This is a genomic window from Streptomyces sp. NPDC056231 (assembly GCF_048270745.1).
Lineage (GTDB): Bacteria > Actinomycetota > Actinomycetes > Streptomycetales > Streptomycetaceae > Streptomyces.
Genome location: NZ_JBLVKW010000001.1, coordinates 411,878 through 430,712, shown reverse-complemented (window position 1 = coordinate 430,712; position 18,835 = coordinate 411,878). Strand labels below are relative to the sequence as shown.

16 protein-coding genes are annotated in these 18,835 nt (G+C 68.5%); 14 read left to right on the top strand and 2 right to left on the bottom strand.

Annotated elements, in window-relative coordinates:
* Positions 1 to 40: 40 nt before the first annotated feature.
* A complete protein-coding gene (locus ACNPQM_RS01895; RefSeq protein WP_418082564.1) occupies positions 41 to 1,018 on the bottom strand; it encodes a hypothetical protein in 978 nt (325 codons plus the stop codon).
* 140 nt (positions 1,019 to 1,158) lie between these two features.
* Here ACNPQM_RS01895 and ACNPQM_RS01890 point away from each other — a divergent pair, with 140 nt between their 5' ends.
* The 13 genes from ACNPQM_RS01890 to ACNPQM_RS01830 all read left to right on the top strand — a co-directional run bounded on the left by ACNPQM_RS01890 (position 1,159) and on the right by ACNPQM_RS01830 (position 17,456).
* Complete coding sequence (locus tag ACNPQM_RS01890) at positions 1,159 to 3,780, top strand: valine--tRNA ligase (RefSeq protein ID WP_418082562.1); 2,622 nt, start codon at positions 1,159 to 1,161, stop codon at positions 3,778 to 3,780.
* A gap of 291 nt (positions 3,781 to 4,071) precedes the next feature.
* Complete coding sequence (gene folC / locus ACNPQM_RS01885) at positions 4,072 to 5,595, top strand: bifunctional tetrahydrofolate synthase/dihydrofolate synthase (protein WP_418082561.1); 1,524 nt, start codon at positions 4,072 to 4,074, stop codon at positions 5,593 to 5,595.
* 4 nt (positions 5,596 to 5,599) lie between these two features.
* Positions 5,600 to 5,956: a DUF4233 domain-containing protein gene (locus tag ACNPQM_RS01880; RefSeq protein WP_398953788.1), complete on the top strand. Its 357-nt coding sequence runs from the start codon at positions 5,600 to 5,602 to the stop codon at positions 5,954 to 5,956.
* A gap of 100 nt (positions 5,957 to 6,056) precedes the next feature.
* Entirely contained in the window at positions 6,057 to 6,470 is a 414-nt protein-coding gene (ndk, locus tag ACNPQM_RS01875) for a nucleoside-diphosphate kinase (RefSeq protein ID WP_358859032.1), read from the top strand.
* 290 nt (positions 6,471 to 6,760) lie between these two features.
* Positions 6,761 to 7,780: a rod shape-determining protein gene (locus ACNPQM_RS01870; RefSeq protein WP_266361529.1), complete on the top strand. Its 1,020-nt coding sequence runs from the start codon at positions 6,761 to 6,763 to the stop codon at positions 7,778 to 7,780.
* A gap of 110 nt (positions 7,781 to 7,890) precedes the next feature.
* A complete protein-coding gene (mreC, locus tag ACNPQM_RS01865; protein ID WP_358859033.1) occupies positions 7,891 to 8,928 on the top strand; it encodes a rod shape-determining protein MreC in 1,038 nt (345 codons plus the stop codon).
* A gap of 11 nt (positions 8,929 to 8,939) precedes the next feature.
* On the top strand, positions 8,940 to 9,599 hold the full coding sequence (mreD, locus tag ACNPQM_RS01860; RefSeq protein WP_418082559.1) for a rod shape-determining protein MreD: 660 nt from the start codon (positions 8,940 to 8,942) through the stop codon (positions 9,597 to 9,599).
* 58 nt (positions 9,600 to 9,657) lie between these two features.
* A complete protein-coding gene (gene mrdA / locus ACNPQM_RS01855; protein WP_418082557.1) occupies positions 9,658 to 11,832 on the top strand; it encodes a penicillin-binding protein 2 in 2,175 nt (724 codons plus the stop codon).
* Positions 11,832 to 13,022 carry a rod shape-determining protein RodA gene (gene rodA / locus ACNPQM_RS01850; RefSeq protein WP_418082556.1) on the top strand — a complete coding sequence of 397 codons (1,191 nt, stop codon included), beginning with the start codon at positions 11,832 to 11,834 and terminating at the stop codon, positions 13,020 to 13,022. The genes mrdA and rodA overlap by 1 nt, the downstream gene beginning before the upstream one ends.
* A 293-nt stretch (positions 13,023 to 13,315) precedes the next feature.
* Positions 13,316 to 14,842, top strand: a complete 1,527-nt coding sequence (locus ACNPQM_RS01845) for a CHAD domain-containing protein (RefSeq protein WP_418082555.1) — start codon at positions 13,316 to 13,318, stop codon at positions 14,840 to 14,842.
* Positions 14,843 to 14,892: 50 nt separating this feature from the next.
* Entirely contained in the window at positions 14,893 to 16,818 is a 1,926-nt protein-coding gene (locus tag ACNPQM_RS01840; RefSeq protein WP_418082553.1) for a TIGR03960 family B12-binding radical SAM protein, read from the top strand.
* 2 nt (positions 16,819 to 16,820) lie between these two features.
* Entirely contained in the window at positions 16,821 to 17,009 is a 189-nt protein-coding gene (locus ACNPQM_RS01835) for a hypothetical protein (RefSeq protein WP_418082551.1), read from the top strand.
* Between the two features lie 225 nt (positions 17,010 to 17,234).
* Positions 17,235 to 17,456 carry a hypothetical protein gene (locus ACNPQM_RS01830; RefSeq protein ID WP_418082550.1) on the top strand — a complete coding sequence of 74 codons (222 nt, stop codon included), beginning with the start codon at positions 17,235 to 17,237 and terminating at the stop codon, positions 17,454 to 17,456.
* A 77-nt stretch (positions 17,457 to 17,533) separates the two neighbouring features.
* Here the strand turns inward: ACNPQM_RS01830 and ACNPQM_RS01825 are convergent, their stop codons facing one another.
* Positions 17,534 to 18,118 (bottom strand): recombinase family protein, encoded by a 585-nt coding sequence (locus tag ACNPQM_RS01825; protein WP_418082548.1) that lies wholly within the window; start codon positions 18,116 to 18,118, stop codon positions 17,534 to 17,536.
* Between the two features lie 236 nt (positions 18,119 to 18,354).
* Here ACNPQM_RS01825 and ACNPQM_RS01820 point away from each other — a divergent pair, with 236 nt between their 5' ends.
* Positions 18,355 to 18,816: a DUF2199 domain-containing protein gene (locus tag ACNPQM_RS01820; protein WP_418082596.1), complete on the top strand. Its 462-nt coding sequence runs from the start codon at positions 18,355 to 18,357 to the stop codon at positions 18,814 to 18,816.
* Positions 18,817 to 18,835: the final 19 nt, after the last annotated feature.

Below are 18,835 nucleotides of genomic sequence, written 5' to 3'. Positions count from 1 at the left end.
GCCAGTCAACTGGCCGGGCGCCCCTTCGGCGTTCGGGAACCTACTCCTTGACGCGGATCTCCTTGCGGAGATCCGTCGCGATCTTGGCAGCGGTGTCCTTGTCCACGTTCTTGGTGGCGTCGCCGGGAGACACCATCGCCATGGTGCTGTAGTCCGACCAGGCGCAGAACCAGTCGGTCTTCAACTTGCCGGACTGGGCGTCCTTGCCCTTGGCGGCCTGGCACTTCATGATGCCGTTCTCGAAACCGGAGGGAGACACCTCCTCCGGTTCGCCGACAAACTGGGTCTTCTTCTTCGAGTCCTCGGACGCGCTCTTCTTGAGCGTCGCGAAGAATGCGTCCAGCGCCTTGGCAGGGTCCTTGACCTTGCCGTAAGCACCGATATAGGTGATGCCCTTCGCTGTTGCGATGTCGGGCACGGTACTTGGATCGTTGGGGTCGAAATTGCTGAGATCCGCGGTCGAGTAGATCCCAGTGACGGCCTTGCCGTTCTCGATGCCGCTGGCCGTCAGTTCCTTCGTGGTCTTTTCGTCCTGCTTCATGCCCGAGTTGTCACCGCCGAAGCGGTTGTACTCGCCCAGCACCTTCGCCGGCGTGGTCAGCTTGTGCGGACCGTCGTCGCTGAGGGTGTTGCTGCCCCCGCCCGACGTCAGGAAGTACACCCCGCCCGCAATGACCGCCAGCGCCACGACGACGCCGCCGATGATCAGGCCGGTCTTCTTCTTCGGGGCGGCCGGCGGCATCGGGGCCTGGCCGTACGGGGCCTGGGGCTGCTGGCCGTACGGGCCCGGCTGCTGGGCCTGCGGGTAGCCGTAGCCCGGCTGGGGCTGCTGCGGGTACCCGTAACCCGGCTGGCCGCCCTGCGGCGGCTGGCCGCCGTACGGGCCCGGCTGCTGGCCGTACGGACCGGGCTGCTGGCCGTACGGGCCGGGCTGACCCTGCGGCGGCTGGCCACCGTAGGGGCCGGGCTGGCCCTGCGGAGGCTGGCCGCCGTACGGGCCCGGCTGGTTGTAGCTCATCTGTGGTGTCCCCTGTTCGTCATGCTTATGCGTTCCGAACATCCTGACGGACGGTCCACCCGTATGGAGCAACGGGAGTCACACCGTTACTCGGCAAACCGGTTTCAGTACACGACTGCGACGGCTCTAAACTGTCCCCCGTGACCGAGAACACTCAGCAGACGCCAGCCAGCAACCCCGAACTGCCGACCCAGTACGCACCGGCCGAGGTAGAGGGGAAGCTGTATGAGCGCTGGGTAGAACGTGGTTACTTCGAGGCCGACGCGACAAGCGACAAGCCTCCGTTCACTGTCGTCATCCCGCCGCCGAACGTCACGGGCAGCCTCCACCTGGGGCACGCCTTCGAACACACGCTGATCGACGCCCTCACCCGCCGCAAGCGGATGCAGGGCTACGAGACGCTGTGGCAACCGGGCATGGACCACGCCGGTATCGCCACGCAGAACGTCGTCGAGCGTGAGCTCGCCAAGGAGGGCAAGTCCCGCCACGACCTGGGGCGCGAGGCCTTCATCGACCGTGTCTGGCAGTGGAAGGGCGAGTCCGGTGGACAGATCTCCGGGCAGATGAAGCGCCTGGGTGACGGTGTCGCCTGGTCGCGGGAACGCTTCACCATGGACGAAGGTCTGTCCCAGGCCGTCCAGACCATCTTCAAGAAGCTCTACGACGACGAGCTGATCTACCGGGCCGAGCGCATCATCAACTGGTGTCCGCGCTGTCTCACGGCCATCTCGGACATCGAGGTCGAGTACCAGGACGACGACGGCGAGCTCGTCTCCATCCGGTACGGCGAGGGCGAGGACGCCATCGTCGTCGCGACGACCCGTGCCGAGACGATGCTGGGCGACACGGCCGTCGCCGTCCACCCGGAGGACGACCGCTACAAGCACCTGGTCGGCAAGGAGATCGAGCTGCCGCTCACCGGCCGCCGTATCCCGGTCGTCGCCGACGAGCACGTCGACCCCGAGTTCGGCACGGGCGCCGTCAAGGTCACGCCCGCGCACGACCCGAACGACTTCGAGATCGGCCAGCGGCACGGTCTGCCGAGCCTCGCCGTGATGGACGAGCACGCGATCATCACGGCACACGGTCCCTTCCAGGGCCTGGACCGGCTGGAGGCGCGCAGCGCCATCGTCGGCGCTCTGCGCGCCGAGGGCCGGATCGTCGCCGAGAAGCGCCCGTACGTCCACTCCGTCGGCCACTGCTCGCGCTGCAAGACGACGATCGAGCCGCGGCTGTCCATGCAGTGGTGGGTCAAGGTCGGCCCGCTGGCCAAGGCGGCGGGCGACGCGGTCCGCGACGGCCAGGTCAAGATCCACCCGCAGGAGATGGAGAAGCGGTACTTCGACTGGGTCGACAACCTCCATGACTGGTGCATCTCGCGTCAGCTGTGGTGGGGCCACCGCATCCCGGTCTGGTACGGCCCGGACGGGGAGATCGTCTGCGTCGGCCCCGACGAGCAGCCGCCGAGCGGCGAGGGCTGGACGCAGGAGACGGATGTCCTCGACACCTGGTTCTCCTCCGGCCTGTGGCCGTTCTCGACGCTCGGCTGGCCGGAGCGGACCGAGAGCCTGGCGAAGTTCTACCCGAACTCCGTCCTGGTCACGGGCTACGACATCCTCTTCTTCTGGGTCGCCCGGATGATGATGTTCGGCCTGTACGCGATGGACGGCACCCCGCCTTTCCACACCATCGCTCTGCACGGCATGGTCCGCGACCAGTTCGGCAAGAAGATGTCCAAGTCCTTCGGTAATGCGGTCAACCCGCTGGACTGGATGGACAAGTACGGCTCGGACGCCCTGCGGTTCACCCTGGCGCGCGGTGCCAACCCGGGCGTCGACGTCCCGATCGGCGAGGACTGGGTCCAGGGCTCCCGCAACTTCGCCAACAAGATCTGGAACGCCACGCGCTTCGCGCTGATGAACGGCGCCAGGATCGAGGGCGAGCTGCCCGACCCGTCGCAGATGTCCGCGACGGACCGCTGGATCCTGTCGAAGCTCAACAAGACCGTCGCCGAAGTCGACGCGTTCTACGACGACTTCCAGTTCTCCAAGCTCAGCGAGGCGCTCTTCCACTTCGCGTGGGACGAGGTCTTCGACTGGTACGTCGAGCTGTCGAAGACCACGTTCTTCGCGGGCGGCGAGCAGGCGAAGGTCTCCGGCCGGGTCCTCGGCGAGGTCCTCGACGTGATGCTGCGCCTCCTGCACCCGGTCGTCCCGTTCGTGACCGAGACGCTCTGGACCACGCTGACCGGCCGCGAGTCCGTCGTCATCGCCGACTGGCCGAAGGACTCCGGCTTCCGCGACGCGGCCGCCGAGCAGGAGATCGAGCTCGTCCAGCAGGTTGTCACCGAGGTCCGCCGGTTCCGCTCCGACCAGGGTCTCCAGCCCGGCCAGAAGGTCCCGGCCGAGCTCACCCTGACCGGCACGGCGCTCGCGCCGCACGAGGCGGCCATCCGCCAGCTGCTGCGCCTGCAGCCCGCCGGCGACAGCTTCCACGCCACCGCGTCGCTGCCGGTCGCCGGCGCCACGGTCGCCCTCGACCTGTCCGGCACCATCGACGTGGAGGCCGAGCGCAAGCGCCTGACGAAGGACCTGGGTGCCGCCGAGAAGGAGAAGGCCCAGGCCAACGCCAAGCTCGGCAACGAGGCGTTCCTGGCCAAGGCACCGGACAACGTGGTCGACAAGATCCGTACCCGGCTCGCCAAGGCCGACGCGGACATCGCGCGGATCACCGCTCAGCTGGCGAACCTGCCGCAGAGCTGATGATCTGAGCGCGAAGCCCCCGTGTCCCTGACCGACTAGGGACACGGGGGCTTCGTCGTACCCGCGCCGCGGCCGGGTCCGCGGCAGCGGCCCGTACGGCGTGTCCGGCGCAGGGCAGCCGTCCTCCCGGACTCCGGGGCGCGCACCGCTCGGGCGCCGCAGTCAGGCTCGGAGGGCAGGGACCCCCATGTGCCCCGGGGCGCGTCGTGCCGTCAGCGGCCCGGGCGGGCGATTCGTGACCGTGGCCGGGCCCCGCGCCGGATGTCCGTCCCGATCCGTAGACTGGGACCCGTGAGTGAGCCCCGCCCTTCAGACCGGCACGACGCGTCCGAGTCCGACGACACCTTCGCGGAGATCGTCGACGAAGCGACCCAACGCGACCCCGACCTGGCGGTGATCGAGGCCGGCAGCCGCACCCTGCGCACGGTCTCGGGACCGGTCCCGGGTGACGAGGTCCCCGCCCGACCCGCCGACCCGGAGGTGGACAAGGCGCTGCGCGCGGTGGAGCAGGAGCTCGCCGGCCGCTGGGGCGAGACGAAGCTCGAACCGTCCGTGTCACGGATCGCCGCCCTGATGGACGTGCTCGGCGAGCCGCAGCACGCGTACCCGTCGATCCACATCACCGGCACCAACGGCAAGACCAGCACCGCCCGCATGATCGAGGCCCTGCTCGGCGCCTTCGAGCTGCGCACCGGCCGCTACACCTCGCCGCACGTCCAGTCGATCACCGAGCGGATCAGCCTGGACGGTGCACCGATGGACCCGGAGCGGTTCATCGAGACGTACAACGACATCAAGCCGTATGTCGAGATGGTCGACGCCCAGCAGCCCTACCGGCTCTCCTTCTTCGAGGTGCTGACCGGCATGGCGTACGCGGCCTTCGCCGACGCACCGGTCGACGTCGCGGTCGTCGAGGTCGGCATGGGCGGCAGCTGGGACGCGACGAACGTGATCAACTCCTCGGTCGCCGTCGTCACCCCCATCTCCCTGGACCACACCGACCGGCTCGGCGCCACACCCGCCGAGATCGCCGGTGAGAAGTCCGGGATCATCAAGCAGGACGCCACCGTCATCCTGGCCCAGCAGCCGGTCGACGCTGCGCAGGTCATGCTGAAGAAGGCCGTCGAGGTCGACGCCACGGTCGCTCGCGAGGGCATGGAGTTCGGCGTTGTTTCCCGCGAGATCGCGGTCGGCGGCCAGCTTCTGACCCTGCGCGGCCTCGGGGGCGAGTACGAGGAGGTCTTCCTCCCGCTGTACGGCGCCCACCAGGCGCACAACGCGGCGGTGGCGCTCGCCGCGGTCGAGGCGTTCTTCGGTATCGGCGCCGAGCAGCCCGGCTCGCTCGACATCGACACGATCCGCCGGGCCTTTGCCTCGGTCCGCTCGCCGGGCCGCCTCGAAGTCGTCCGGAGCAGCCCGACCGTCGTCCTGGACGCGGCCCACAACCCGGCGGGCGCCCGCGCCACCGCCGACGGGCTGTCCGAGGCGTTCGGCTTCTCCCGGCTGATCGGCGTGGTCGGAGCGAGCGACGACAAGGACGTCCGGGGGCTCCTCGAAGCCTTCGAGCCGATCTTCGCCGAGGTCGTCGTCACCCAGAACTCCAGCGGCCGGGCGATGGACGCCGACGAACTGGCCGCTGTCGCGGTCGAGGTCTTCGGCGGCGACCGCGTCCAGGTCGAGCCGCGCCTCGACGACGCGCTGGAGGCGGCGATCACCCTCGCCGAGGAGGAGGACGAGTACGCGGGCGCCGGCGTCCTGGTGACCGGCTCCGTGATCACGGTCGGCGAGGCCCGGCTGCTTCTGGGAAGGCACTGACCCTGTGCGTACGCTCTGCGCGTCGACGCTGATCGGCGAATTCTTCGTGATCGGTTTCGCCGGACTCGTCGCCATGAAGTCCGACGACCTGTCGAACACCACCGTCTGGACGGTCTGCGGCATCGGCATGCTGCTCTCCGTCCTGCTCTGCGGGATGATCACCCGCCCCGGCGGCACAGCCCTCGGCTGGGCGCTCCAGGTGGCACTGGTCGCCAGCGGGTTCGTCGTCCCGATGATGTTCATCCTGGGGCTGGTCTTCGGCGGACTGTGGTGGGCTTCGGTGCACTACGGTCGCAAGGTCGACGAGGCGAAGGCGCGCTGGGCGGCGCAGGCGGCGACCGAGGCCTCGGCCGGCGGCTGAAACCTGAAGCCGGGCACGTCGGGCAAACCCGGCCGCCGGCCCGTCTCCGTGCCCCTGTAACCTCGCCTCACCGCACCCGCATGCCCTCAAGGAGCCGCACATGACTCAGCGCACCCTCGTCATTCTCAAGCCCGACGCTGTCAGGCGTGGGCTGATCGGCGAGATCGTCGGCCGGATCGAGCGCAAGGCCGGCTGGCAGGTCACCGCGCTGGAGCTGCGCACGCTCGACCGTGCGACCCTGGAGCAGCACTACGCCGAGCACGTCGGCCGCCCGTTCTACGAGCCGCTCGTCGAATTCATGCAGTCCGGCCCCGTAGTCGTCCTGGTCGCCGAGGGCGAGCGGGTCATCGAGGGCGTCCGTGCCCTGGCCGGCCCGACCGACCCGATCGCCGCCGCGCCCGGCTCCATCCGTGGCGACTTCGGCACGATCACCCGCGAGAACCTCATCCACGCCTCGGACTCCGAGGAGTCCGCAGAGCGTGAACTGAAGCTGTTCTTTCCGGGGCTTGCCTGACCTCGAATCAGCCAAACAGCGCTCATGACCCGGGGCGACCGAAGTAATTCGGTCGCCCTTCGGCATAGGGTCCCCGATCGCGGGAACGCATCCCTCCGACGTAACGTCACCATGAGTGGAACGGCCACCCGTTCCGCCCACAATGGCGAAGGACCCTCGCGCGGTGTCCGTGAACACGGCACTACGATGGAATCATCCACGCCCGCAGCGCTCACCTCGCCTACCAAAACAAGCCATAACCGCTTCTTGGGAAGGCCTGACGCATCCTCATGGGGAACAAGGGGAACTCAATGTCGTTCATCGGCCGTGACATGGCTATCGACCTAGGGACTGCCAACACGCTGGTGTACGTCAGAGGGCGCGGCATCGTTCTGAACGAGCCGTCCGTCGTGGCCATCAACACCAACACCGGCGGCATCCTGGCGGTCGGCTCCGAGGCCAAGAAGATGATCGGGCGTACACCCGGCAACATCGTTGCCGTACGTCCCCTCAAGGACGGCGTGATCGCCGACTTCGAGATCACGGAGCGGATGCTCCGCTACTTCATCCTGAAGATCCACAAGCGCCGCTACCTGGCCCGCCCGCGGGTCGTCGTCTGCGTGCCCTCGGGCATCACCGGAGTCGAGCGACGCGCCGTCATCGAGGCGTCGACGCAGGCCGGGGCGCGGCAGGTGCACATCATCGAGGAGCCCATGGCCGCAGCCATCGGTTCCGGGCTGCCGGTCCACGAGGCCACCGGCAACATGGTGGTCGACATCGGTGGCGGCACCACCGAGGTCGCCGTGATCTCGCTCGGAGGAATCGTCACTGCCCAGTCGATCCGGGTCGCCGGTGACGAGCTGGACAACGCGATCATCCAGCACATCAAGAAGGAGTACTCGCTCCTCCTCGGTGAGCGCACCGCCGAACAGATCAAGATCACGATCGGCTCGGCGTACGACCTGGACAAGGACGAGCACACCGAGATCCGCGGCCGCGACCTGGTCTCCGGACTGCCCAAGACGGTCGTCGTCTCTGCCGCGGAGGTCCGCAAGGCCATCGAGGAACCGGTCAACGCGATCGTCGACGCGGTGAAGACCACGCTCGACAAGTGCCCGCCGGAGCTCTCCGGCGATGTCATGGACCGCGGCATCGTCCTCACCGGCGGCGGCGCGCTGCTGCGCGGACTGGACGAGCGGCTGCGCCGTGAGACCGGCATGCCGATCCACATCGCCGAGGACCCCCTGGACTCGGTGGCACTCGGATCCGGTAAGTGTGTCGAGGAGTTCGAGGCGCTCCAGCAGGTGCTGGACGCCCAGCCCCGCAGGTAGCACCGGGAACGACAACACAGCGGTCCGCCGTACGGGCGCTGCCGCCCCATACGGCGGACCGCTGATATACAGGCACGAACATTCCGACGAGGAAGGCACGGCCGCCGCACGTGAGGGACACACGAGAGAGCCGGCTGCTCCTGGTGCTGCTGATCGCCATCGCATTCGCACTGATTACGGTGGACATCCGCGGCGGCGAGGAGTCACCGGTGGACGGCGCCCGGCGGGCCGCCGCAACGGCCTTCGGGCCGGTCGAGAACGGCGTCGCGGCAGCCGTCGATCCGGTGGGCAACGCCATAGGGGCGATCCGCGACTCCGGTGAACGGCACAACCGGATCGCCGCCCTGGAACAGCAGAACACCGCGCTGAAGACGAAACTCGGCAGCGACGACCGCAACCGCAACCGGGTGCGCGAACTCGACAAGATGCTGAAGGAGTCCGCCGCCGGGCAGTACGGCATCAAGGCCGCCCAGGTCATCGCCATAGGAGCGGCCCAGGGCTTCTCCTGGACCGTCACCATCGACGCGGGCTCCAACGACGGCCTCAAGCGAGACATGACCGTCATCAACGGCGACGGACTCGTCGGCCGCATCACCACCGTCGGCCCGGACACCGCGACGGTGCTCCTCGCCAACGACCCCGACTTCACCGTCGGCACCCGGATGGAGAAGACCGACGAACTCGGCTTCGCCACCGGCCAGGGCGACCGCCCGCTCTCCGTCCAGTTCCTCAACGGCAAGGCCCAGGTGAAGAAGGGCGACCGGCTGGTCACCTTCGGCTCCAGCAAGAACAAGCCGTTCGTGCCCGGAGTCCCGGTCGGCGAGGTGGTCCGCGTCGACCCGTCCGGCGGCGACCTCACCCGTACCGTCTATGTCCGCCCGTTCGTCGGCTTCAGCCGACTCGACATCGTCGGCGTCGTCGTCCAGGCACCGCGCGAGGACCCGCGCGACATGGTCCTGCCGAAACAGCCCGCCAAACCGAAACCCACCCCCACCCCGACGGTCACCGTCACCATCTCGCCCAACGGTGACATCGTCGACACCAACGGAAAGGTCGTGGGGAACGTCAACGAGACCCCGAGCGGCAGTCCCAGTGGGAGTCCCAGCCCCACCGGAACCACCGGCAACACGGTCAACGAGCAGAGGTAGAGCTGATCCCCATGCGCTTCAACCGGACTCTGCTCTCCACCGTTCTGGTCGTGATCGCCCTGGTCGTCCAGGTCTCCGTACTCGCACGCCTCCAACTCCCCGGCGCCGTCCCCGATCTGCTGCTCCTCGTCGTCGTCGGCCTCTCCCTGGTGTACGGACATGTGGCCGGCGCCCTGATCGGCTTCGGCGCGGGGCTCCTCACCGACCTGGCGCCGCCCGCCGACCACGCCGCCGGGCGCTACGCCATGGTCCTGTGCATCATCGGCTACGCCGCCGGACTCGCCCGGCCGGAGAAGGGCCGGCTCAAGTCCGCGCTGGCCCCGATGGCCGTGGTCGTGGCCGCCGCGATCGGATCCACGCTGCTGTACGCCCTCGTCGGCGCCCTCGTCGGGGACACCGCCGCCCGTCATGTCGGCCTCGGCGGACTGGTGTTCACCGCCGCTGTCTACGACCTGCTTCTCGCGCCGTTCACCGTTCCACTGATCATGGCGCTCGCCAGACGCACCGAGAACGACCCGATCTCCGACCCCTCCGGCGGAGCCGTGGCCTCGGGCTGGCTCTCCTCAGGCACGGGACTCAGGATCGGCAGCCAGCGCGGCGGACTGCGGGTGAAGGTCGCCCGCAGCCGGGCGGCACGGGCCGGACGGATCAAGGGAGCCAAGCGACTGTGAGGCTGTATCTCCCGGGGGGCTCCCCCCGGACACCCGGCCCGACCACCGGGGGCGCCCCGTGAGCAACATTCCGGAGACGGGCCGGACCCAGCGGGTCCAGATCAGGCTCATCATCCTCCAAGTCCTTGTCTTCTCGCTGCTGCTGACACTCGGAGGCCGCCTCTGGTACCTCCAGATCCGCAACGGCCGGGAATACACCGACGAGGCGAGGAGCAACCACGTCCAGCAGGTCGTCCAGCCCGCCGTCCGCGGCTCCATCCTCGACGCCCGTGGCGTGCCCCTCGCCGATAACGAGACCCGCCTCGTCGTCTCCGCCAGCCGCACCGATCTGCTGAAGATGGATGACGACGGCAAGGGCGTTCTGACCCGGCTCGCCGATGTGCTCGACATGAAGCCGAAGGACGTCTTCGACAAGGTCCGGCTCTGCGACGCGAAGACCCCGCAGCCCTGCTGGAACGGCTCGCCGTACCAGCCGATCCCGGTCACCGACGAGGCCACCACCCAGCAGGCCCTGCAGATCCGCGAACGCGCCGAGGACTTCCCCGGCATCACCGCCGAACCCACCGCCGTACGCCGCTACGCCTCGCCCGGCAAGGCCAACACCGCCCAGGTCCTCGGCTACCTCTCGCCCGTCACCGACGAAGAGATCACCAAGGCCCAGAAGACCAATTCGCCGTACCTCCGCTCCGACCAGGTCGGCCGATCCGGCCTGGAGCGCACGTACGACAAGGAGTTGCGCGGCAAGGCCGGCGTCACCCGCTACGAGGTCGACAACCTCGGCCGGGTCATCGGCCAGGCGAAGAACGACGAGGCGAAGCCCGGATCGAGCGTCGTCACCTCCATCGATGCCCGGGTTCAGGCCGTCGCGGAGTACGAGCTCAACGAGGCCATGAAGACGGCCCGTAAGACCTTCGACAAGAACACCGACCAGAACTACAAGGCCGACTCGGGCGCCGTCGTCGTCATGGAGGCCAAGACCGGCCGAGTCGTCGCGATGGCATCCAACCCCGACTACGACCCCAACGCCTGGGTCGGCGGCATCTCGGGCAAGGACTACGCCCGGATGACCAGCAAGAAGTCCAACTATCCGCTGCTCAATCGGGCCATCCAAGGCCAGGCCGCACCCGGCTCGATCTTCAAGGTCGTCTCGACCGCGGCCTCCGTCAGGGCGGGCTACCCGTTCGACGGCCGCTACAACTGTGGCAGCTCGTACAGCGCCGACGGCCAGGTCTACAAGAACTTCGAATCGCAGAGCCACGGCCCGATCACCCTGGGCCAGGCGCTCGAGGTCTCCTGCGACACCGTCTTCTACGCCCTCGGCCACCAGCAGTGGCAGAAGGACGGCGGGCTGCAGCCCAAGAAGAACCCCAAGGACTGGTTCTTCAAGACCGCCCACCAGTTCGGTCTCGGCAAGGAGACCGGCATCGACCTTCCCAACGAGGTCACCGGCCGGGTCCCCGACCGCCAGTGGAAGAAGGACTTCTGGAAGGCCAACAAGGACGCCTGGTGCAAACAGGGCAAGCAATGGCCCAAGAAGAAGGACTTCGGCACCGTGCTCGCCCACGAGAACTGCCTCGAGGGCATGAAGCTGCACGCCTATGACGCGATCAACTACTCCATCGGCCAGGGCGACACCCTCGTCACCCCGATCCAGATGGCGACCATCTACGCCGCGATCAGCAACGGCGGCACGCTCTACGACCCGACCGTCGGCAAGGCGGTCATCAGCCCCGACGGCAAGAACGTCCGCTGGATCGAGCCTCATTCGCACGGCAAGCTGCCGGCCAGCGCCAAGACCTTGAAGGAGATGGAGGGGGCGCTGGCGGGCGTCGCGACCCGCGGTACCGCCGCCTGGCGATTCGGCGGCTGGCCGCAGGACAAGATCCCGATGCACGCCAAGACGGGCACGGCCGAGGTCTACGGCAAGCAGACGACCTCCTGGTTCGCCACGTACACCAAGGACTACTCGATCGTCATGACGATCTCCCAGGGTGGTACGGGCTCCGGCGCCTCCGGGCCCGCCGTCCGCAACATCTACGACGCGATCTACGGACTCGACGACTCCGGCAAGCAGGACCTCAAGAAGGCGCTGCTGCCCACGCCGCAGAAGTCCCTGCCCAAGATCCAGCACGACGGCTCGATCGACGCCCCGACGATCAAGCCCTACGCCCCGAACTCGCAGAAGGCCCCGGAGGAGCAGACACTCGCCGCGGTGCTCGGGAGGCGCGATTGATGGCCGGCTTCTCCGTCTCCCGGTACGCCCCCGACCGCGGCGTCTGGGGCAGGCTCACCGCCCGCGACTCCGTCGTGCGCCGGCTCGACTGGCCGATGCTCGGCTCCGCGGTCGCGCTCTCCTTCATCGGCGCGGCCCTGGTCTACTCGGCGACCCGCGGCCGGGAGTCCCTCAACCACGGCGACCCGTACTACTTCCTGCTGCGGCACGCCCTCAACACCGGCATCGGCTTCGCCCTGATGGTCGGCACGATCTGGCTCGGCTACCGCACCCTGCGCGGCGCCGTCCCGGTCCTCTACGGCCTCTCGGTACTTCTGATCCTCGCGGTCCTCACCCCGCTCGGCGCCACCGTCAACGGTGCGCACGCCTGGATCATCATCGGCGGCGGCTTCTCCCTGCAGCCGTCCGAGTTCACCAAGATCACCATCATTCTGGTGATGGCGATGGTCCTCGCCGCCCGCGTCGACGCGGGCGACCAGCTGTACCCCGACCACCGGACCGTCGCCAAGGCACTCGGCTTCGCGCTCATCCCGATGGTGATCGTCATGGGGATGCCGGACCTCGGCTCCGTGATGGTCATGGCCGTCATCGTGCTCGGCGTGCTCCTGGCCTCCGGCGCGTCGAACCGCTGGGTCTTCGGACTCCTCGGCGCCGGCGCGGCCGGAGCCGTCGCCGTCTGGCAGCTCGGCCTGCTCGACGACTACCAGATCGCCCGCTTCGCCGCCTTCGCCAACCCGGCGCTCGACCCGGCGGGCGTCGGCTACAACACCAACCAGGCCCGCATCGCCATCGGCTCCGGCGGACTCACCGGCACCGGCCTCTTCCACGGCACCCAGACCACCGGCCAGTTCGTTCCCGAACAGCAGACCGACTTCGTCTTCACCGTCGCGGGCGAGGAACTCGGCTTCCTCGGCGCCGGACTGATCCTCGTCCTCCTCGGCGTCGTCCTGTGGCGCGCCTGCCGGATCGCCCGCGAGACCACCGAGCTGTACGGCACGATCGTCGCCGCCGGAATCATCGCCTGGTTCGCCTTCCAGGCGTTCGAGAACATCGGGATGACGCTCGGCATCATGCCGGTCGCCGGACTCCCGCTGCCGTTCGTGTCGTACGGAGGGTCATCGATGTTCGCCGTCTGGGTGGCCATCGGACTGCTCCAGTCGATCCGGGTGCAGCGGCCGATGTCGGCGTAGGCGTGTCCTCGCTGCGTGCAGTCCCTTGCCGGAGCCGGGTGTGCACCAGGTCCCGGCAAGGGACTGCTCAGGGAACGGAATCGATCGCGATGCGAGCGAGTAGCGAGCGAGCACGAGCGGCTAGATTCAGTTCGTGACTCCTCCGCCCCGCGAAGGGGGCGGCTTCTCACTCGGTTCAGATGAACCTCCTGACGGCCAAGCCCCGACCGCTGCCCGAGGACAGGTGTACAACTTAGAACAACGCCTCAGCGTCGCTGCGGGTGAAGCCGACGGTTCACTCGAAAGTAGGTCCGATGGCGGACTCGAAGCGTGAAATCGAGCGAAAGTACGAAGCCACCGTCGATACCCGGCTTCCCGATCTGACCCGGGTGGCTGGCGTCGCGGCCGTGGACCACCGCGGCGTCATGGAGCTGGACGCCGTCTACTACGACACCGAGGACCACCGGCTCGCGGCCGACGCGCTCACCCTGCGCCGCCGCACCGGCGGCGCCGACGCCGGCTGGCACCTCAAATTCCCGGTCGCCTCCGGGATCCGCGACGAGATCCAGGCCCCGCTCTCCGACACCCTTCCGAACAGCCTCGCAGGGCTGCTGCGCTCCCGGGTCCGTGAGACGGAGCTCGTCCCCGTCGTCCGGCTGCTCTCCACCCGGGACGTCCACCACCTGCTCGACGCCGACGGCACGCTGCTCGCCGAACTCAGCGTCGACGAGGTCCGGGCCGAGCGGCTCACGGGCGGCAGCGGCACCGCCGCCTGGACCGAGATCGAGGTCGAACTCGCCGACGACCAGGACCCCGCTTTCCTCGACGCCGTCGAACACCGGCTGCGCAAGGGCGGCGTACGCCCCTCCGCGGCGCCGTCCAAACTGGCCAGGGCCCTCGACGAGACAGCCCCGAAACGGAAGCAGCGCCCGAAGAGGAACGGCAGGCCGCAGCCCCGGACGGCGGGCGACCACGTCCTGGCGTACGCACGCGACCAGATCACGGCGATCGTCGCCCTCGACCCCGCCGTACGCCGCGATCTGCCCGACTCCGTGCACCAGATGCGGGTCGCCACACGCAGGCTGCGCAGCGCCTTCAGGACGTACCGGAAGATCCTGGACCGGACGGTCACCGATCCGATCGGTGACGAGCTGAAGTGGCTGGCCGCGGAGCTCGGTGTCGACCGGGACCAGGAAGTCCTCGACGAACGGCTCCGCACCCGGATCGCGGAGCTGCCCCGCACCCTCGTCCTCGGACCCGTCCGCAGCCGCCTGCGCATCTGGTCCACCGCCCGCCGCTCAGGTTCCCGGCGCCGGACCGTCGGCGTACTCGACGGGAAGCGGTATCTGGCGCTCCTCGACACACTCCACGCGTTCCTCGCCGACCCGCCGCTGCTGCCCGGCGCGGACCGCGGCCCGCGGGACGCCCTGCCGCGCGCCGTCCTGAAGGACTACGCGCGGCTGGCCACCCGGATCGGCCACGCCCTGGACCTCCCCGCGGGCCAGAGCCGGGACGTGGCGATGCACGAGGCCCGCAAGGCCGCCAAGCGGGCCAGGTACGCGGGGGAGGCGGCCACCCCCGCGCTGGGCAAGCCCGCCGAGAAGTTCGCCAAGCGGATGAAGGCCGTGCAGACCGTGCTCGGCGACCACCAGGACAGCGTCGTCGCCCGTGAAGCCCTGCGCACCGTGGCCGCGCAGGCGCACGCGGCGGGGGAGTCCACCTTCACCTGGGGGCTGCTGTACGGACGGGAGGAGGCGGACGCGGCCGCCCGCGAGCGGGAACTGCCCGGGGTATGGGAGCGGGCCTCCCGGCCGGAACTGCGGTCGGAGCTGACAAGCTGAGCGCCGGGGTACGCTGGATGGTCACCACTGCCGGCTCTCGAAAGTTCGCGATGTCTGTCGATTCGGTCTTCCCACAGCTCGAAGCTCTGCTCCCGCATGTGCAGAAGCCCATCCAGTACGTCGGCGGTGAGCTCAACTCCACCGTCAAGCCGTGGGACGAATGCGACGTCCGCTGGGCCCTCATGTACCCGGACGCGTACGAGGTCGGGCTGCCCAACCAGGGCGTCATGATCCTGTACGAGGTACTCAACGAGCGCCAGGGCGTCATGGCCGAGCGCACGTACAGCGTGTGGCCGGACCTCGAAGAGCTGATGCGCGAGCACAAGGTGCCGCAGTTCACCGTGGACAGCCACCGCCCGGTGAAGGCGTTCGACGTCTTCGGTCTGAGCTTCTCCACGGAGCTCGGCTACACCAACATGCTCACCGCCCTCGACCTCGCCGGTATCCCGCTGGATGCCAAGGACCGCGGTCTCGACGACCCGATCGTCCTGGCCGGCGGCCACGCCGCGTTCAACCCCGAGCCGATCGCGGAGTTCATCGACTGCGCGGTCATCGGCGACGGCGAGCAGGCGGTCCTGGAGATCACCGAGATCATCCGCGCCTGGAAGGCCGAAGGCCGGCCCGGCGGGCGCGAAGAGGTGCTGTTCCGCCTCGCGCGGACCGGTGGCGTCTACGTCCCGCGGTTCTACGACGTCGAGTACCTCCCGGACGGCCGTATCGGCCGCGTCGTGCCGAACAAGTCGGGCGTGCCGTGGCGCGTGTCCAAGCACACCGTCATGGACCTCGACGAGTGGCCGTACCCGAAGCAGCCCCTCGTCCCCCTCGCCGAGACCGTCCATGAGCGGATGTCCGTCGAGATTTTCCGCGGCTGCACCCGCGGCTGCCGTTTCTGCCAGGCCGGCATGATCACGCGCCCCGTGCGGGAGCGAAGCATCACCGGCATCGGCGACATGGTCGAGAAGGGTCTCAAGGCGACCGGCTTCGAAGAGGTCGGCCTTCTCTCGCTCTCCTCCGCGGACCACAGTGAGATCGGCGACATCGCCAAGGGGCTCGCGGACCGGTACACCGAGGACAAGATCGGCCTCTCACTGCCCTCCACCCGCGTCGACGCGTTCAACGTCGACCTGGCCAACGAGCTGACCCGCAACGGCCGCCGTTCGGGTCTCACGTTCGCCCCGGAGGGCGGCTCCGAGCGCATGCGCAAGGTCATCAACAAGATGGTCTCGGAGGAGGACCTCATCCGGACGGTTGCCACCGCGTACGGCAACGGCTGGCGCCAGGTGAAGCTGTACTTCATGTGCGGCCTGCCCACCGAGACCGACGAGGACGTCCTCCAGATCGGCGACATGGCGGTCAACGTGATCGCCAAGGGCCGCGAGGTCTCCGGTCAGAACGACATCCGCTGCACCGTCTCCATCGGCGGCTTCGTACCCAAGCCGCACACCCCGTTCCAGTGGGCCCCGCAGCTGAGCGCCGAGGAGACCGACGCCCGGCTGGAGAAGCTGCGCGACAAGATCCGCGGCGACAAGAAGTACGGCCGCTCGATCGGCTTCCGCTACCACGACGGCAAGCCCGGCATCGTCGAGGGCCTGCTCTCGCGCGGCGACCGCCGTGTCGGCTCGGTCATCCGTGCCGTCTACGAGTCCGGCGGCCGTTTCGACGGCTGGCGCGAGCACTTCTCGTACGACCGCTGGATGGCCTGCGCCGAGAAGACGCTCCCCGAGTACGGCGTGGACGTCGACTGGTACACCACCCGCGAGCGGACGTACGAGGAGGTCCTGCCCTGGGACCACCTGGACTCCGGTCTGGACAAGGACTGGCTCTGGGAGGACTGGCAGGACTCGCTCGACGAGACCGAGGTCGAGGACTGCCGCTGGACCCCGTGCTTCGACTGTGGCGTGTGCCCGCAGATGGATACGGCTATACAAATCGGCCCCACCGGCAAGAAGCTGCTCCCGCTTACGGTCAAGAAGTAGCCGTGACCAGCGGCGATGCCATCCAGCGGATGGCTGAGGCGCTTGCCGGCGTACCCGAGGCGGACCGTGCCGAAGCCCTGCGAGGGCTCGGCGTGAAGGAGCGCGAGCAGGCTCCCCGCCCTGAGCGGCGCACGCCGCTTCCCGCCCCTCGGCGGGACCCGGGCATCGTCTCGGCGGTCGAGTGGGTGTAGACGAAGAGAGGCGTTCGGACGATCCGGTCCGGGCGCCTCTCGGCGTTCCTGGCCGGTGAACCTGACCCTTCCGGAGGGAGACCCGGACCCCGTCGCGGGTTGCCGGCAGTGCCTCGGCGTCGCCGTGACCCGAGCCAACGCTCGATCGGTCGGCGACTACTCGAAGGCGACGGACGCGAACGTCGTGCTCCGCACGCACCTCCGGGAAGACCGCGGGGCCGAGTGATGGCTCGCACGGTCCTGCGGTTCGTGACACACCGGATCACGCGGTATCCGGACACGGACGTGACCTTCGAAGCGGAGTGCCTGCACTGCAAGTGGAAGGCGGAGCCGTCGCTGGACAGTGCGGCGGTCGATGTCGAGTGCATGAGCCATACCGGCCTGAGCAACCATCGCGGCTTTCGGTGGATCTGTACGTCGTTCGACATGGTGGTGCGGGCTGAGTAAGGCAGTGTTGTACGTCCACGTACGACGGCGGCCCCCGACGTAGCCGGGGGCCTGTCTGAAACTGCTGTGCGCCTGTCTCAGGCGCTCTCTCCCAGGTGTCGGTACAGCGTGGCTCGGGAGACTCCGAGGGCCTTGGCGATGGAGCTGACGCTCTCACCCTTGGCCTTCCTGGCGCGGGCCACGGTGAGTACGTCCTCGTCCACCACAGACGGCCGGCCGCCGGTACGGCCCTGCGCCTTGGCCGCTTCCAGTCCGGCTCGCGTGCGGTCCTTGATGAGCGACCGCTCGAACTCCGCCATGGCCGCGATGATCTGGAAGAACAGGCGCCCGTCGGCCGACGTGGTGTCGACAGAGGAGAGCGCGCCGTCGAGCACGCGGAAACCTATGCCGCGCTCGCGCAGGCCGTCGACGATGGACACAAGGTCGATGAGCGACCGGCCGAGCCGGTCAAGCTTCCACACGCACAGGACGTCGCCCGGTCGGGCGTAGTCCAGTACGGCCGTCAGTTCCGGCCGGTCGGTGTTCTTCCCGCTGGCCTTGTCCTCGAAGATGCGGGCGCACCCTGCGGCCGTCAGCGCGTCGCGCTGAAGCTGCGCTTCCTGGTCGTCGGTGGAGACGCGGGCGTAACCGATGAGCTGGCCAGTGATCGTCTTCGTCGTCATGGCACGGACTGTCTCAGAACTCGTCTCAAAAGGTCAAGTCCGGGGTCGAAGTTTCGAGACGGGTTTTGAACAGGGTTGCGCCCCCGCGAGGGGCGCTCTGCCCGTCGTCTCACAAACCTTGGTTTTTGAGACCCGGTCTCGTGGTTGTGCTTCGCGGCGAAGCTAGGCTCCCGCGCATGACCAACGATCTCGGTTACACCTGTTCATGCTGCGGCGAGTACCACGCGGAACTCCCGATGGGCTACAGCGCCACGGCCCCCGATGTCTGGGATGCGAGCTTCGAAGGCCGATCTGACAGCCTGCTCTCCTCAGACCAGTGCGTCATCAAGGCCCGGCACTACTTCGTCAAGGGCTTGATCGAGATACCCGTCATCGGCAGTGACGAGGTCTTCTCGTGGGGAGTCTGGGTTTCCCTGAGCCGAGACAACTTCTCCCGGGCAGCCGACATGTGGAACACGCCCGGCCGCGAAGACGAGAAGCCGTACTTCGGCTGGCTGACGACCGAGCTGCCGATTTACTCGCCCGGCACCACCAACCTGAAGACGAATGCTCACACCCGCCCGGTCGGCCAGCGCCCCTTCATCGAGCTCGAACCCACCGATCATCCCCTCGCGGTCGAGCAGCGCACAGGCATCAGTCTCGACCGCGTCCGTGAGATCGCCGAAACCGTCCTCCACGGCAACGGCGAGGACCACTGACCGAGACGGCTGAGCACGT

Bases quoted from the DNA above. Each gene is read 5' to 3' on its own strand.
- ACNPQM_RS01895 (WP_418082564.1), bottom strand. From the start codon at position 1,018: ATGAGCTACAACCAGCCGGGCCCGTACGGCGGCCAGCCTCCGCAGGGC.
- ndk (WP_358859032.1), top strand. From the start codon at position 6,057: ATGACTCAGCGCACCCTCGTCATTCTCAAGCCCGACGCTGTCAGGCGT.
- ACNPQM_RS01870 (WP_266361529.1), top strand. From the start codon at position 6,761: ATGTCGTTCATCGGCCGTGACATGGCTATCGACCTAGGGACTGCCAAC.
- mreD (WP_418082559.1), top strand. From the start codon at position 8,940: ATGCGCTTCAACCGGACTCTGCTCTCCACCGTTCTGGTCGTGATCGCC.
- rodA (WP_418082556.1), top strand. From the start codon at position 11,832: ATGGCCGGCTTCTCCGTCTCCCGGTACGCCCCCGACCGCGGCGTCTGG.
- ACNPQM_RS01845 (WP_418082555.1), top strand. From the start codon at position 13,316: ATGGCGGACTCGAAGCGTGAAATCGAGCGAAAGTACGAAGCCACCGTC.
- ACNPQM_RS01840 (WP_418082553.1), top strand. From the start codon at position 14,893: ATGTCTGTCGATTCGGTCTTCCCACAGCTCGAAGCTCTGCTCCCGCAT.
- ACNPQM_RS01830 (WP_418082550.1), top strand. From the start codon at position 17,235: ATGGCTCGCACGGTCCTGCGGTTCGTGACACACCGGATCACGCGGTAT.
- ACNPQM_RS01825 (WP_418082548.1), bottom strand. From the start codon at position 18,118: ATGACGACGAAGACGATCACTGGCCAGCTCATCGGTTACGCCCGCGTC.
- ACNPQM_RS01820 (WP_418082596.1), top strand. From the start codon at position 18,355: ATGGGCTACAGCGCCACGGCCCCCGATGTCTGGGATGCGAGCTTCGAA.